Source organism: Amycolatopsis sp. (assembly GCF_025464955.1).
GTDB lineage: Bacteria > Actinomycetota > Actinomycetes > Mycobacteriales > Pseudonocardiaceae > Amycolatopsis.
In genome coordinates this window covers 1-13,262 of record NZ_JAODNM010000149.1, presented here as the reverse complement: position 1 = coordinate 13,262, position 13,262 = coordinate 1, and the positions used below count along the sequence as shown (strand labels likewise).

The 13,262-nt window shown below is 67.0% G+C and carries 17 protein-coding genes and 2 pseudogenes; 11 read left to right on the top strand and 8 right to left on the bottom strand.

Annotation, left to right across the window (positions count from 1 at the left end):
• Positions 1-4: 4 nt before the first annotated feature.
• A complete protein-coding gene (locus tag JWQ81_RS38110; RefSeq protein ID WP_297549491.1) occupies positions 5-691 on the bottom strand; it encodes an AMP-binding protein in 687 nt (228 codons plus the stop codon).
• Positions 692-801: 110 nt separating this feature from the next.
• On the opposite strand from JWQ81_RS38110, the gene JWQ81_RS38105 reads away from it, so the two are divergent.
• From JWQ81_RS38105 to JWQ81_RS38085, 6 genes and pseudogenes are all read left to right on the top strand, one after another.
• Positions 802-981, top strand: a complete 180-nt coding sequence (locus JWQ81_RS38105) for a hypothetical protein (protein WP_297549490.1) — start codon at positions 802-804, stop codon at positions 979-981.
• A gap of 188 nt (positions 982-1,169) precedes the next feature.
• Positions 1,170-1,472: an aldehyde dehydrogenase family protein gene (locus JWQ81_RS38100; RefSeq protein WP_297549488.1), complete on the top strand. Its 303-nt coding sequence runs from the start codon at positions 1,170-1,172 to the stop codon at positions 1,470-1,472.
• Between the two features lie 63 nt (positions 1,473-1,535).
• A pseudogene (locus JWQ81_RS38095) lies at positions 1,536-1,877 on the top strand (aldo/keto reductase); the annotation flags it as partial.
• 89 nt (positions 1,878-1,966) lie between these two features.
• The gene (locus JWQ81_RS45185) at positions 1,967-2,272 is read left to right on the top strand and encodes a PAS domain-containing protein (RefSeq protein ID WP_366942371.1); all 306 of its coding nucleotides are present in this window, start codon (positions 1,967-1,969) and stop codon (positions 2,270-2,272) included.
• A gap of 40 nt (positions 2,273-2,312) precedes the next feature.
• On the top strand, positions 2,313-3,131 hold the full coding sequence (locus tag JWQ81_RS38090) for an alpha/beta hydrolase (RefSeq protein ID WP_297549487.1): 819 nt from the start codon (positions 2,313-2,315) through the stop codon (positions 3,129-3,131).
• Between the two features lie 140 nt (positions 3,132-3,271).
• Positions 3,272-4,774: a carboxylesterase family protein gene (locus JWQ81_RS38085; RefSeq protein WP_297549485.1), complete on the top strand. Its 1,503-nt coding sequence runs from the start codon at positions 3,272-3,274 to the stop codon at positions 4,772-4,774.
• Here JWQ81_RS38085 and JWQ81_RS38080 read toward each other — a convergent pair.
• Both JWQ81_RS38080 and JWQ81_RS38075 read right to left on the bottom strand, forming a co-directional pair.
• Positions 4,771-5,070 (bottom strand): annotated as a pseudogene (locus JWQ81_RS38080) (transposase); the annotation flags it as partial. The gene JWQ81_RS38085 and the pseudogene JWQ81_RS38080 sit on opposite strands and share 4 nt — an antisense overlap.
• A gap of 114 nt (positions 5,071-5,184) precedes the next feature.
• Positions 5,185-5,454, bottom strand: a complete 270-nt coding sequence (locus tag JWQ81_RS38075; RefSeq protein WP_297549483.1) for a helix-turn-helix domain-containing protein — start codon at positions 5,452-5,454, stop codon at positions 5,185-5,187.
• A gap of 323 nt (positions 5,455-5,777) precedes the next feature.
• On the opposite strand from JWQ81_RS38075, the gene nadC reads away from it, so the two are divergent.
• Positions 5,778-7,067, top strand: coding sequence for a carboxylating nicotinate-nucleotide diphosphorylase (nadC, locus tag JWQ81_RS38070; protein ID WP_297549481.1), 1,290 nt, complete (start codon positions 5,778-5,780; stop codon positions 7,065-7,067).
• 34 nt (positions 7,068-7,101) lie between these two features.
• Here the strand turns inward: nadC and JWQ81_RS38065 are convergent, their stop codons facing one another.
• On the bottom strand, positions 7,102-8,016 hold the full coding sequence (locus JWQ81_RS38065; protein WP_297549480.1) for an NADP-dependent oxidoreductase: 915 nt from the start codon (positions 8,014-8,016) through the stop codon (positions 7,102-7,104).
• A 236-nt stretch (positions 8,017-8,252) separates the two neighbouring features.
• Here JWQ81_RS38065 and JWQ81_RS38060 point away from each other — a divergent pair, with 236 nt between their 5' ends.
• From JWQ81_RS38060 to JWQ81_RS38045, 4 genes are all read left to right on the top strand, one after another.
• On the top strand, positions 8,253-8,756 hold the full coding sequence (locus JWQ81_RS38060; protein ID WP_297549478.1) for a MarR family winged helix-turn-helix transcriptional regulator: 504 nt from the start codon (positions 8,253-8,255) through the stop codon (positions 8,754-8,756).
• A gap of 168 nt (positions 8,757-8,924) precedes the next feature.
• Positions 8,925-9,290 carry a hypothetical protein gene (locus tag JWQ81_RS38055; RefSeq protein ID WP_297549476.1) on the top strand — a complete coding sequence of 122 codons (366 nt, stop codon included), beginning with the start codon at positions 8,925-8,927 and terminating at the stop codon, positions 9,288-9,290.
• Positions 9,291-9,462: 172 nt separating this feature from the next.
• Positions 9,463-10,116 (top strand): hypothetical protein, encoded by a 654-nt coding sequence (locus JWQ81_RS38050; RefSeq protein WP_297549474.1) that lies wholly within the window; start codon positions 9,463-9,465, stop codon positions 10,114-10,116.
• Positions 10,117-10,149: 33 nt separating this feature from the next.
• Positions 10,150-10,533 (top strand): hypothetical protein, encoded by a 384-nt coding sequence (locus JWQ81_RS38045; protein ID WP_297549472.1) that lies wholly within the window; start codon positions 10,150-10,152, stop codon positions 10,531-10,533.
• Between the two features lie 2 nt (positions 10,534-10,535).
• Here JWQ81_RS38045 and JWQ81_RS45180 read toward each other — a convergent pair whose 3' ends face one another.
• The 4 genes from JWQ81_RS45180 to JWQ81_RS38030 all read right to left on the bottom strand — a co-directional run.
• Positions 10,536-10,736, bottom strand: a complete 201-nt coding sequence (locus JWQ81_RS45180) for a hypothetical protein (protein ID WP_366942373.1) — start codon at positions 10,734-10,736, stop codon at positions 10,536-10,538.
• A 161-nt stretch (positions 10,737-10,897) separates the two neighbouring features.
• Positions 10,898-11,881 (bottom strand): aldo/keto reductase, encoded by a 984-nt coding sequence (locus tag JWQ81_RS38040; protein ID WP_297549471.1) that lies wholly within the window; start codon positions 11,879-11,881, stop codon positions 10,898-10,900.
• Between the two features lie 76 nt (positions 11,882-11,957).
• The gene (locus tag JWQ81_RS38035) at positions 11,958-13,013 is read right to left on the bottom strand and encodes an aldo/keto reductase (protein ID WP_297549469.1); all 1,056 of its coding nucleotides are present in this window, start codon (positions 13,011-13,013) and stop codon (positions 11,958-11,960) included.
• A gap of 35 nt (positions 13,014-13,048) precedes the next feature.
• A partial coding sequence (locus tag JWQ81_RS38030; RefSeq protein WP_297549467.1) for an aldo/keto reductase occupies positions 13,049-13,262 on the bottom strand: 214 nt, incomplete at its 5' end.

Here is a 13,262-nt window from a genome sequence, read left to right as displayed (position 1 = left end):
GTGATCAGCAGCGTGTTGCTGCCACCGCTTTCGGCACAGGAGTGCCGACTATTGCTCCCCGAGACTCCGCCACGAGCCGGTTTCGCAGGACGAACTTCCGGATCTTGCCGGACGCCGTCAGCGGGAACGTGTCGACGAAGCGCCAGACTGGCGGGGCCTTGTGCGGGGCCAGGTGCCGGCGCACATGGCCGAACAGCGCGTCCTCGTCCACGGGGGCACCCGGGACGAGCTTCACGAAGGCCGCGACTTGTTCGCCCCACCTCGGATCGGGTACGCCCAGCACGACGGCCTCGGCGACATCGGGGTGACCGAACAGCACCTGTTCGATTTCGCGCGGGTAGATGTTTTCGCCGCCCCGGATGATGAGGTCCTTGAGCCTGCCGTCGATCCGGCAGTAGCCCTGCTCGTCCATGCTCGCGAGGTCGCCGGTGCGCAGCCAGCCGTCCTCGTCGATGGCGGCGGCCGTCTGCCCGGGATCGTCGAAATGGCCGGCCATCACGTGGTAGCCGCGGGTGCAGAGCTCGCCGGTCTCCCCGTGGGCGGCGAAGTCCTCCGTGCCCGGCTGGACGATCTTGACCGCGGCGCCCGGCAGCGGCGAGACGTCCCGGTCGTAGCGCGGCTCGAGGGCTCCAGCAGAGGCCCTGCGGAGTCCAGGGCGGCGAGGATCGAGCCAACGGGGAAGTGTTGACACCACCTGGCGGTTCGGTGCGACGTAGTTCCATGAACTGAAGCTGGGAGGTGCCTCATGCGCGCGCCTCACCGTTTGTCAACGCTTCTTCAAATCTGACCCTCTGTGGTTCCTTGGGTCGATCCCGGCCTCGATGGACGCCGCGGCCTGCGGCGCTCAAGGCGCAGGGCATCGACCTGTCGACGTCCACCGACATGCTCAAGGACAAGATCCTCTATCCCCCCGACTTCCAACGGCGCGGCCTGCAGGACGCCATCGAGCCGTTCCGCGAGGCGTACTTCGCCGGCCAGTAGAGCGACGGCGTCTTCGCCCAGATGCAGGCCCAGAGCAAGGAGATCCCGACCGAGAGCTGATCGACAAGACGGCACCCGGGCTCGCTTCGTCAGCGACACTCGGCAGGCGCTTGAACAAAGCTCTCAAGTCGTTGCATGATCCTCTCTCCGCCGGCAATTCAGTGCGGTTCTCGTGCTTTGATCCTGATATGTCTCTGGACAAGCTTCGCGAACTGCTGGCACGGCATGCGGTTCCGGATTCGGCCACTGCCATCGATGGTGTGCGGATCTGCGAGTACGACCACGATGTCTCGCCACGGACTACGGCCTGCACGCCTACGTCTACTCGTCGGACTCCGCGCGAGCCCATCGCGTCGCGGCTGGAGGCGGGCCGGGTGGCGATCAACGGCGGTTACGACAGGGTGTCTCCGTTCGGCGGATTCAAGCAGTCGGGCATCGGGCGGGAATACGGCGCCTACGGCCTCGAGGGTGTCTCGAACCGCGCTCGGTGATGGCGTGACCGGCTTGTCGGCGACAGGTTGCAGACCGAACGTTTTCCGAGGAGAGAAACAGAGATGAAGTACCGCACGCTCGGCCGGACCGGAATTCAGGTCAGCCCGTACGCCCTGGGCGCCATGATGTTCGGGGCCATGGGAAACCCCGACCACGACGCCTCGATCCGGATCATCCACAGGGCACTGGACGCGGGCATCAACTTCGTCGACACCGCCGACGGGTACTCCTCCGGCGAGTCTGAGGAGATCGTCGGCAAGGCGATCAAAGGCCGCCGGGACGACGTCGTGCTCGCGACGAAGGTGTTCTACCCAATGAGCGAGGGCCCCAACCACAGCGGCAACTCGCGGCGGTGGATCCTCACCGAGGTGGAGAACTCGCTGCGCCGCCTGCAGACCGACCATGGCGCCTACAAGCCGCCGGCCGTCACCGAGGTGAGCGTGCGTCGCCGAACGGTCACCGAGCGCTCCGCCGCGTGAAAGAAGGCTCCGCGATGGCCGGTCCGCACGCCGGGGAAACCAAGACCGCGTGGGACGACGCTCCCGACGGGCTCGCGCTGGTCGATGCCCGCGGGCGGTTCGTGCAGGTCAACCTGGCCGGCGCACGGTTGTTCGGGCAAGGACGAGACCGACATCGTGGGCACTGTGGCGCCTTTCGTCCTGGCGTGCACGGGCAGTACCGGCCCGGTCGGGCTGTTCGTGGACGGGTCGAGCGAACAGGTGACGAAGTGGGCGGGCCGGGAGTTCGCCTACCGCACGCAGCGACTGTCGGCCTCATGGCGGTCTCGTGCTGTCGTTGATGGCCAACGATGTGCGCCTCAACAAAAGGAAATGGTCCCATTGCCTCAGCTGAAAGTCGACGGATCGGACTTGTTCTACACGGAATCCGGATCGGGGCCGCCACTGGTGCTCGTGCACGGCTGGACCTGTGACTGGACGGACTGGGTTTGGCTCATGCCGTTGCTGGAAGAGAACTTCCGGGTCATCGCCTACGACCGTCGAATAGTGGATGACTCCACCGGACAAGCCCTTGACCTGAGCCGGCAGGCGGCGGACCTGGCGGCGGTGATCACCCACGTGGCAGGCGGTTCCGCGCTGCTGGTCGGACACTCGCAGGGCGTGGTCATCGTTTCGGCCACGGCCGTCGAATACCCCGAGCTCACCCATGGCATTGTCGTGTTGGACGCCCCGTATGCAGCGCCGGACGCCGTGCGGCCGGTGATGGCGCAGATGCTGACCACCCTCGGCGAGGCCGCGCTGGACGGGGACGACGACAAGGCCCGCCGGACCGTGTGGTCCCTGATCGAGGGCATGATCTCACCGGCGCGTGATCAAGCCTGGATGCGAGCCTTGATCCACCGCCGGATCGAGAAGTTGTCCGCCGTCGCACTCCATGCTGATTTCACGTCGTTGTGGGACGGCGAGGAGATCGCCTACCAGCCCCAGGCCGGCGACTACTTGTCCAGGAGGACATGTCCTGTGCTCGTGCTGCACACGAACCCGGCGCACGCTGAGTTCGAGCGGGCGACGTTCCGGCATTCCGACTCTCGTGCGGTGGTACTGCCGAATGCCGGGCACTGGCTGCAGATCGAACTGCCTCACGAGGTGAATTCGCAGATCCGCGAATGGTGGCGCAACGCGCAAAACGTGCCGTCATGACGACATTCGATCGGACGCCGCCGCCTTCGAGACAATTGACGTAGGGCGGATCGGTCGCCCGGACCGCACAACACGGGAAGTGGACTTTCTACTGTCGTTGATGACCAACGACCGAGAACAGCAAGGAAAGGAAGCCGACGATGACCGAGGTTGCCCCGGAGATCCGCACGACCGCCGGACTGGTGCGAGGTCGCACCGAGGACGGTCTGGCGGTGTTCCGCGGAATCCCGTTCGCTCAACCGCCGGTGGGCGAGTTGCGGTTCGCCGCGCCGCAGCCGGTCAAGGCGTGGGACGGCGTTCGCGAGACTGTCTCGTTCGGACCGCCGCCGCCGTTGTCCCTGCTGGCCGGGCCGCCGTCGGGCAGGGCGACCGGCGACGACTGGCTGACGGTGAACGTCTGGTCGCCGCAGCCCGAGACCGGCGCCGCACTCCCGGTGATGGTGTGGATCTACGGCGGCGCCTTCCAGTTCGGGCATGCCGGGGATCCGGCCTACAACGGCGCACGGCTGGCCGGCGAGGCCGGCGTCGTCCTGGTGACGCTCAACTACCGGGCCGGCGTCGACGGATTCGGGTTGTTGCAAGGAGCCCCGGCCAACCGGGGCTTGCTCGACCAGGTCGCCGCGCTGGAGTGGGTGCGCGAGAACATCGCCGCGTTCGGCGGCGACCCGGCCAAGGTCACGGTGTTCGGGCAGTCGGCGGGCGGCGGCTCGGTCGCCTCGCTGTTGGCGATGCCCCGGGCGGCCGGCCTGTTCCGCCGGGCCATCGCGCAGAGCGCCTCCGGGACGTTCTTCTCGGCGCAGCTTGCCGGCGACATCATGGCAGAGATCGCCGCCCGCGTGGGGCGCAAGCCAACCGCCGAGGACCTGCGCGGGCTTTCGACGGCCGAGATCGTCGGCGCGAGCGACGCGGTGAGCGCCGCGATGCTCCCGCATGCCGGGCGCTGGGGCGCGGTCGCCCACACCGCGATCCCGTTCTCGCCTGTCGTCGACGGCGACGTGCTGCCCCGCACGCCGTTCGAGGCACTGGCCGCCGGCGCCGGCCGCGAGATCGACCTGATCGCCGGTCACAACCGCGACGAGTGCCGCTTGTTCGTGGCGACCGAGGGCCGCCTGGGAAAGATCACCGACGAGGAGGCCGCGACGGCGCTGCGGATCCTCGCGCCGGACGCGGATCGCTACCGTCGGGCCTACCCGGACGCGACCGCCGAGAGTCTGTACGAGCTCGTCAATTCCGACTGGCTGTTCCGGATGCCCAGCCACCGGCTGGCCCAGGCGCAGGTGACCGGCGGCGGCCGCGCCTACGCGTACGAGCTGACCTGGCCGGCTCCGGGCCTGGACGGCGTGCTCGGCGCGTGCCACAGCCTGGACGTGCCGTTGGTGTTCGGCAACAGCCGCGGGGGCCTGCTCGACGTGCTGCTCGGCGCCGAGCCGCCCGCCGAAACTGAAGTGGTCTCGCGGCAGTTCCGCACCGCGTGGGCGGCTTTCGCCCGCTCCGGGGACCCGGGCTGGCCGGCCTACAACCGCGAACAACGCATGGTCGCACTCTTCGACAGCTCGTTCAGCGTCACGCCCTACCCCGAGAAGACGTCGCTGGGACTGTGGGCCGATCACGACTTCGCTCCTCTGCCTCTTCTGGACGCCTAGTGTCCTGCGTCTGAAATTCGTGAGATATATCGGGCGAGGGAGTGGAGGATCTCCTCGGCGGTCTTGACCCAGACGAACGGCTGGGGGTTCTCGTTCCAGCCTGCGATCCATTCGCGGATGCCTTTCTCTAGCGCGGCAACACTTTTGTGGACTCCGCGGCGCAGCTTCTGGTCGGTGAGGTACCCGAAGAAGCGCTCGACCTGGTTGAGCCACGAGGACCCGGTGGGGGTGAAGTGCATGTGGAAGCGGGGATGCTGAGCCAGCCAGGCTTTGATGGCGGGGGTCTTGTGTCTGGAGAGGTCCGTCACGCTGGAGATCCGCGGCGCAGAGATCCGTCACGAGTCACGCGTGGGCGCCTCGCGCGAGTTCACGGAGACGCTCGCTCAGACGATCGCGGCGCGAGCCTGAGATCAGGCGCGCTCGGCCCAGCGACGCGACCATGCGTCGAGGGGTTCGAGCGCGCTGCGCAGGTCTCCACCCAGCGGCGTGATGGCAAACCGGCCCTCGCCGTCCTGGACGACCAGTCCCGCCTCCGTCAGCTCCCGCAGCCGTTGGTACAGGACGCTCGACGACATGTCGTCACAGCGGTCCTTGAGCTCGAGCGCCCGCATCGGCTCATGGGAAAGCTCCCACAGAACGCGCAACGCCCACCTCCGGCCAAGAAGGTCCATGGCAGCCATGACCGGGCGCCCGGTCGACGAACCACGAACCGGATGACCGGGCGCCGGAGTGGGTGACCTCACACATCCTCCTGGAGATTTCGGATTCAGAAATGCTAGCTTACACATCAAGGATTTCGATTTACGAAATGAGGAACTGGCCGTGCGAATCACTCCGCTGGAGGCCCCGTTCGTCCCGGGGGTGGCAGATGCGCTCGCCCCGATGATGCCGCCTGGTGTCCCCCCCGATCGCGCTCTTCCGCACGTTTGCCAAGAACCTGTCGATGACCAAGGCGATGCACGGCTGGGGCTCGTACGAGTTGAGCCGCGAGCTCTCCATCAGCATGCGCGACCGCGAGATCCTCATCGACCGCACGTGCGCCCGCTGCGGTTGCGAGTACGAGTGGGGAGTTCACATCAACTTCTTCGCACAGCGGGTCGGCTTCTCTTCGGAGCAAGTCACATCCCTGACGCACGGAAGCCCCAGTGACCCTTGCTGGTCCTCGCCGCGGGACCGCCTCCTGGTTCGTGCGGCTGACGCACTCCACGACGACTCGACGATCTCAGAGCCGCTGTGGGAACTGCTCTCGGTCGAGTTCAACGAGGCGGAGCTGCTCGACATCCTTCTGCTCTGCGGCTGGTACCACGCGATCTCCTTCGCTGCGAACGCCGCTGGAGTTCCGCTCGAGCCGAACGCCCCCACCTTCGACAGCGTGCGCGCGCTCGATAATGCAGGCAGCGCCCGTGAGGCGTTGCAGCTCGCGAACCTAGATCCGGACGAGGTGCTCAGGCTAGTTCGAGCGGCAATGACCGAAGATCTCTCCGAGGCCGGGGACCTCACGTCGTTGGCGGTGGTTCCCGCCGACGTAGACCTTGAGGTCAGCTTCACCTCTCGCGAGGTCGGTGTGGCCTGTGGACTTCGGGTGGTGGCCTTGCTGTGCGAGGACAGTATCGGCCCGTCAGTGAGGTTCAGGGCTTTGGTGGCGGACGGAGACCGAATCGCTCCTGGTCAACACCTAGCGACTCTGAGCGCTCCCGCGCGAGCCGTGTTGGCGGTGGAACGGACAGCGCTGAACCTGCTTTCTCACCTGAGCGGAATCGCGACCGCGACCCGAACCTGGGTCGACGCGCTCGAAGGTACCGGCGTCTCGGTGCGCGACACCCGCAAGACCACGCCGTTGCTCCGCGACCTCGAGAAGTACGCAGTGCGGTGCGGCGGAGGCGCCAACTATCGTCGCGGGTTGTTCGACGAGATCCTCGTCAAGGACAACCACGTCGCTGTCGCCGGAGGGATCGGGAGAGCACTTGATCGCGTCGCCGCCGCTCACCCCCGTGGTGCAGTTCCTGTGCAGATCGAGGTGGACTCGCTGGACCAGTTCGACGAGGCGCTCGCTCACGGCGCCGGTCAGATCCTGTTGGACAACTTCGCCGTGAACGACATGCGTGTCGCCGTGGAACGCGCGCGCAGATGCTCGCGCGACGTGCGACTCGAGGCTAGCGGCGGCTTTGTCCTCGGCGAGGCCCGCCAGGTCGCGCGCACGGGGGTGGACTCCGTATCCGTCGGGGCTATCACCCATTCCGCTCCGGCGATCGACATTGGACTTGACGTCGTGATGCCTGCCGACCTGCAGTGACGATGTTTCCTCTCTCGGTTGATGTTCTCGCCGGTCAGTTGGGGTCGATGAGGATCTTGCCGCCAGGGTGGCCGGATTCGACCAGTTCGTGCGCTGCGGCCGCGTCGGCGAGCGCGAAGGTGCGCGAGAGCGCGATGGTGATCTGACCATTGGCCACCTGCTCGGCGAGCTTGGCCAGTTCAGGAAGGTCGCTGTCTTGCACGTTGCCGGCGGAGAAGGTGACGCCGAGGGCGGCCGCCGCGGGCGGGTCGGCGATGGTGACGATCCGCTCGGTGCCGCCGCGCAGCTCGATCGAGTCGGGCAGCGTGCCGTGGCCGACGGCGTCGAGCACCGCGTCGATACCGTTCGGCGCGAGCGCGCGCACGCGCTCGACCAAGCCCTCGCCGTAGGTCGTCGGAGTCGCGCCGAGGGAGGCGATGTAGTCGCTGTTGGTGGCGCTGCCGGTGCCGATCACGGTCACGCCCTGAGCGACGGCCAACTGGGTGGCGATCGCGCCGGTCGCCCCGGTCGCGCCGTGGATGAGCAGGGTTTCGCCGCTGCGCAGGCCGAGCAGGGCGAGCACACGCAGCGCGGTCTCACCGACAACGGGCAACGCCGCGGCCCGGTCCCAGTCGAGCGTGGCGGGCTTGGCGATCAGCAAGCTGGCCAGCGCATACTGGGCATACGATCCGGTCAGGGGCCAGCCGAGCACCTCGTCGCCGACGGCGAAGCCGTGCATGTCCGGGCCCACCGCCTCGATGACACCGGCGGCCTCAAGACCAGGTGTCGCGGGCAGTGGGCGGGGCGAGTGGATCTGAAACTCGCCCGAGCGGAACTTGTAGTCGAGGGGGTTCACCCCTGCCCTGCGCACGGCGAGCAGGACCTGCCCCGGCCCGGGGACCGGCTTGTCCACCTCGGCGACGTGCAGTACTTCGGGACCACCGAATTCGTTGTACACAACAGCCTTCATGTTCTCCACTCCTCTGTCGACGGCGACGGTCAGGTAATCACTGCGTTCAGATGCAGTTACCTGTTCGGACAAGTAAATAGCACACACCATGCAGGGATAGTTAGATTGTGGTTGAGGTAACAACAGTTTGAACTGTGCGGATGGTCTGGGTGTCGAGCGATCTGGTGGAATACGCCAGTATGCTGGCCGGACAGGTATCTGTCTGGTATCTCGGTAGACGGTGAAGGAGGCGCGTAATGCACGACCATCGGGGCCGCTCCGGGCCCCCCGGCGAGGACTGCGGCTGCTGGCCCGACCCGGCCGCGGGAGCGAACTCGGTCAGCCAGGCGCTGTTCCGGGCGGCGCGGCTGCACCACCTGCTCACCTCGCAACTGCTGCGCGCGGCCGGCCTGCACCCCGGCCAGGAGCTGATCATGATGCGGCTGTGGGCTGACGGTCCGCAGCGTCCCGCCGACCTGACCCGGCTACTCGGCTCGGACGCGGCGACCGTGACGCGGTCCGTGCAGCGTCTCGAACGCGCCGGATTCGTCCGCCGCAGCCCGTACCCGACCGACCGGCGCGCGATCATCATCGAACCAACCCAGGCGAGCCAGGCACTTCGCGTTCAGGTCGAGGCGATCTGGCCGCGTCTGGAGGAACTCTGCACGAGGGGTTTCACCGACGACGAGCGATCGCACGCGAGAGAGTGTCTCTCCATGATCGAACGGAACCTGGCGCGGGCAGCCGAGGAAGACGGGTAGGGCGACGAGCCGTCGTTACGGCTGGCGCCATCGGCAGGGGCAGTGTGTCCTGCGTAGGCGCGGGCGATGCCGTAGCCGAAGTTGCGTTCGACCCAGGTCAGCGTCGTGAGCCATGCGGGAACTTGTCAGGATGTGCCGTGACGAACCCCGGCTGCGATCGGTCTGGCTATGACCTATCCGTTCGATCCCGAATTCGCCGCCGCGATACCCACGCTCCCCGCGATCGACCTCTCCGCCCTGCCCGCCCAACACCGGCGGATGGCGGAGCTGGGCGCCGCCCAGATCGGCGAGTGCGACACCACCGGGGTCACCGTCCACGCGAGATCGTGCCCGGCCCGGATGGTGCTCCCGATGTCCGGTTGCGCATCTACGTCCCGGGCGCGGTCGCCGCGCTGCCACCAGGAATCGAGCAGGCCGACTGCCCAGGCACAGGCGCCACACCAGGACGCCGACACCACTTCGCCGACCTCACCGCCACTCCCGACGGGGCTCTGCTCCAGTCGGCGAAGGGCGAAGGCAGCGTGCTTCGACTGACCCCATCACCAGTTCCACCGCCGGCAGCACGGCCCCATTGCGCGCCCTTTCGGGCTGGAGCCGGGGCGCGGAGGTCTGTCACGATCGGTCGACGTGACAGGGGAGGGGACCGCGATGACCGAGCCGGACCAGACAATCGCAAGGACGACGACGGTGTGGCCCGCAATTCGACGTGGAGAGCGCACATCTCGGGGTCGCGCGCGGCGAGGTCTACCTGATCAGCCACACGGTATCGGGTAGCAGCGCGCTGCGGGTCGCACTGGACGGGACCGGGCCGAGCTCGGGACCCGTCACCGCGTGGACCTTGGACATGACCGGGAACGACAAGGGTGTCATGGCCACCGCGGAGGGGCACCCGAAGCTGCACGGCTGCCGGGTGAATGTCCTCCGCTCTGACTTCACCTTGCTGACCCACGTCGATGCCTTCACCCCGGCGGCGGACGAACGCACCGGGAACAACGCGCCGTGCAGTGTCGTGGTCGGTGACGTGAGCAGCGACTTCTACGCACTGGACCAGCATGTGCCGCGGGTGGTCCGGCTCAACAGCACCGGCATCGTCGGCGCCATTCCGCTGCCCGGCCTCGGCGCGACCGGTATCGGGTCCGGCAGCGGGGATACCGGTGACGCGGCCACGATGCGCATCTCGGAGAGCCGTGGCCGGATCTACACGGCGTGGCCCTCGGGCTGCTTCTCGGTGGCGGACCTCACCGGGAAGCAGCTGTGGCCGCTCTCGGGTGTCACACCCCAGGGTCAGCTTCGAGACGCCTACGACGTCGATCCCGACGGCAAGGTCCACATCCTCGCAGCCCCGACGAAACCCGGCTAGAGCCCGTTCACCGTCTCGGTCTACAACGACGATATGAGCAAGGCTGCCGACGTCCAGCTTCAGGTGCCCCAAGACGGGTTCGCCGTTCGGGGGATGCGGATCATGGGTGGGTACATCATCCTGAAGCGCGCGGATCCGGGCGCCTTGTTCGAGCTGTACACAATGGAGGGTGCCTTCACGACCCGGGTACCCGCCGACGTCGAGCAGGTGACCTTAACCGGGCCGAGCGGTCCGTGGTTCGCGGGCGAAACGGTCACGCTGACCGTCGACCACACGGCCGAGGCGCTGTGGAGCCCGCCGAAGTTGCGCGTGTGGCTGCGTCCGCTCGGTGTCCCGGAATTCACCGAGCTTGCAAGTCAAATAGATCGAGCACTGTCGTCTGTGATTGCAGAACTGAAGGATGTCATGTCGTATTAGTATTAGTTCTTGGACTGTCCGGCCCGGGTTTCGCTGCCAGGATGAGGATGCGCTGGTCCGGGTCCCTCGGGGCTGACCGTGGTGTCGCAGTCCAAGACGAGCTCGCCCACCAGTGCATGGCGGCAGTGCTTGGTCGCGCCGACTGTACCAGTCACTCGTTGCGCGGCCCACCAGGTACGGAAGTCGTTGTCCTGGAAGGACAGTTCGCCGGAGCAGAGTAGCGGGTCGTGCGGGTACCGGGCGGCTTCCCACTGTCCTTAGTGGTCCTTCGCTGACGTGAACTCCCGAAGTCCCGACGGGCCAGCGTCGGGCGGCGGTGGGTGATCCGTTCGCAGTCGACACGACGATGGACTGACCATGTGCGTCAGCGGCGCGGTTCGGGAAGGTAGCGTCCTACGGTGTGCGGCTGGTAGGGCTCCTCGAGCAGGGCTATCTCGGCGTCGTCGAGGTGCAGGTAGACGGCGGCGACGGCGTCGTCGAGGTGGCCGATCTTGGTGGCGCCGACGATCGGGGCCGTGACGGTTGGGTTGCTCAGCAGCCAGGCCAGTGCGACTTGCGCGCGGGGGACGCTGCGCTTCTCGGCGACCTCGGCTACGCGCTCGACGATGACGCGGTCGGTCTCCTGGTAGAGGTTGCCCCACATGTCGGTCTCGCTGCGTGCGGTGGTGGCGTCCCAGTCCCTGGTGAGCCGGCCGCGGGCGAGTGGGCTCCACGGGATGACCGCGACGTCTTGGTCGGCGCAGAGTGGGAGCATCTCGCGCTCCTCCTCGCGGTAGAGGAGGTTGTAGTGGTTCTGCATCGTGGAGAACCGGGTCCAGTTGCCCAGGTCGGCGGTGTGCTGCGCCTTCGCGAACTGCCAGGCCCACATCGTCGACGCGCCGATGTGGAGCGCCTTGCCTGCCTTGACGATGTCGTGCAGCGCCTCCATGGTGACCTCGATCGGGGTGGTCGGGTCCCAGGAGTGGATCTGGTAGAGGTCGACGTAGTCGGTCCCGAGTCGGCGCAGGCTGTCGTCGATCTCGGTCATGACGGCCTTGCGCGACAGGCCGGCTCCGTTCGGCCCCGGTCGCATCCGGTGGTTGACCTTGGTCGCCAGCACGAAATCGGCGCGGTCGGCGTACTCCGCCAAGGCGCGGCCGAGGATCTCCTCGCTGGTACCTCCCGAGTAGACGTTGGCGGTGTCGAAGAAGTTGACGCCCGCTTCCAGCGCGCGGCGGATGAGCGGGCGGGAGGCGGCCTCGTCGAGATACCAGTCGTGGTGGCCCGGCCCGGGAAGGCCGAAGCTCATCGCGCCAAGGCAGATCCTCGAGACATCGAGTCCTGTTGAGCCCAGTTTCACGTAGTCCACGGTGCTTGTCGCTCCTTTGGCCAGGGATGCCGAGGCCCGGCACCGCACGTCCGGTGCAGAGGGTGCAGGTAGATCACTAGTCGTGGGTGGTGGTGCGGCGTACGGCCTCCGCGCGGGGGTCGTCGATGTCGGGTAGTTGCGCGCCGTAAACCCCGGCAACAACGGAGGCCTCCCGCATGACATCCGCGGGGAACCCGAGCGTGGGGCGGCTGAGTGCATCGAGACGATCCAGGTGCTGCTGGCTGAGGTGCACGTCGGTGGCGGCAAGGTTGTCGCGGAACTGTTCTTCGGTGCGGGCCGCGATCAGCGGGATGACCGAGCCGGGCTGCTGGCGCACCCATGAAATGGCCACCTGGGCGGGTGAGCAGCCGATTTCCTGGGAGATGGCGAGGACCTCGCGGACGATGTCGTCGCTGCCGACGCGGCTGTAGGCCCTTCCACCCTCGGTCAGTCGGCCGGTGTGGCCGCTGAGGTATTTGCCGGTGAGCCGTCCTTCGGCAAGCGGGCCCCAGGCAAACACCGGCAGGCCAAATGCGTCGGCCATGGGCAACAGTTCGCGCTCCGGGGAACGGTCAAGCAGGTTGTACCGCAGCTGGACCGCGGTGAACGGTGACCAATCACGCAACCGAGCGGCGGTGTTGGCCTCCGCGATCTCCCATGCCGCCCAGTCCGACACTGCTGGGTAGAGGACCTTGCCGAGGCGGACCTGGTCATCCAGGGCGCGCATAAGCTCCTCGACTGAAGTGAGGAGGTCACGGGCGTGCACCCAATACAGGTCGATATGGTCGGTCTGCAGTCGACGCAGGCTCGCCTCGATCGAGGTGGCTATCTTCTTGCGGTGGTTGCCGGCACTATTCGGGTCAGCAGGGTCGGTTTGGTTGGTGAACTTGGTGGCGAGCACGAACCGGTCGCGGCGCCCTTTGAGAAGCTCGCCGAGGATGGTCTCTGACGTCCCATTGGTGTAGACGTCGGCGGTGTCGATGACATTGCCGCCAGCGTCGGAGAACAAGTCCAGCATCCTCGCGCTGACATCTGGGGACGCCCCCCAGCCCCAGTCGTCGCCGAAGGTCATCGTGCCCAGCGCCACCTCCGAAATCCGCACGCCAGACTTACCCAGGACCCTGTAGCGCATGACATTCCCTTACTTCTTTGGATGGACAACGGCCACTACCGATTGATGGCTTCTTCCTGCTGCGCCGTGTACCGCGCACCCTGGATCTGGATCTCGGCAACCGCAGACTCGATCTGCTGCTGGTCCTCGCGGGTCAGTTCGATTCGGTCGGCGCCGAGGTTTTCGTCGAGACGATGCACTTTGGTCGTCCCCGGAATCGGTGCGATCCACGGTTTCTGTGCCAGCAGCCACGCCAGGGCGATCTGAGCG

Coding starts and splice junctions, on each gene's coding strand:
- JWQ81_RS38100 (WP_297549488.1), top strand. CDS start 1,170: ATGTCTCTGGACAAGCTTCGCGAACTGCTGGCACGGCATGCGGTTCCG.
- JWQ81_RS45185 (WP_366942371.1), top strand. CDS start 1,967: ATGGCCGGTCCGCACGCCGGGGAAACCAAGACCGCGTGGGACGACGCT.
- JWQ81_RS38085 (WP_297549485.1), top strand. CDS start 3,272: ATGACCGAGGTTGCCCCGGAGATCCGCACGACCGCCGGACTGGTGCGA.
- JWQ81_RS38075 (WP_297549483.1), bottom strand. CDS start 5,454: ATGGCTGCCATGGACCTTCTTGGCCGGAGGTGGGCGTTGCGCGTTCTG.
- nadC (WP_297549481.1), top strand. CDS start 5,778: ATGCGCGACCGCGAGATCCTCATCGACCGCACGTGCGCCCGCTGCGGT.
- JWQ81_RS38065 (WP_297549480.1), bottom strand. CDS start 8,016: ATGAAGGCTGTTGTGTACAACGAATTCGGTGGTCCCGAAGTACTGCAC.
- JWQ81_RS38060 (WP_297549478.1), top strand. CDS start 8,253: ATGCACGACCATCGGGGCCGCTCCGGGCCCCCCGGCGAGGACTGCGGC.
- JWQ81_RS38055 (WP_297549476.1), top strand. CDS start 8,925: ATGACCTATCCGTTCGATCCCGAATTCGCCGCCGCGATACCCACGCTC.
- JWQ81_RS38045 (WP_297549472.1), top strand. CDS start 10,150: ATGAGCAAGGCTGCCGACGTCCAGCTTCAGGTGCCCCAAGACGGGTTC.
- JWQ81_RS38035 (WP_297549469.1), bottom strand. CDS start 13,013: ATGCGCTACAGGGTCCTGGGTAAGTCTGGCGTGCGGATTTCGGAGGTG.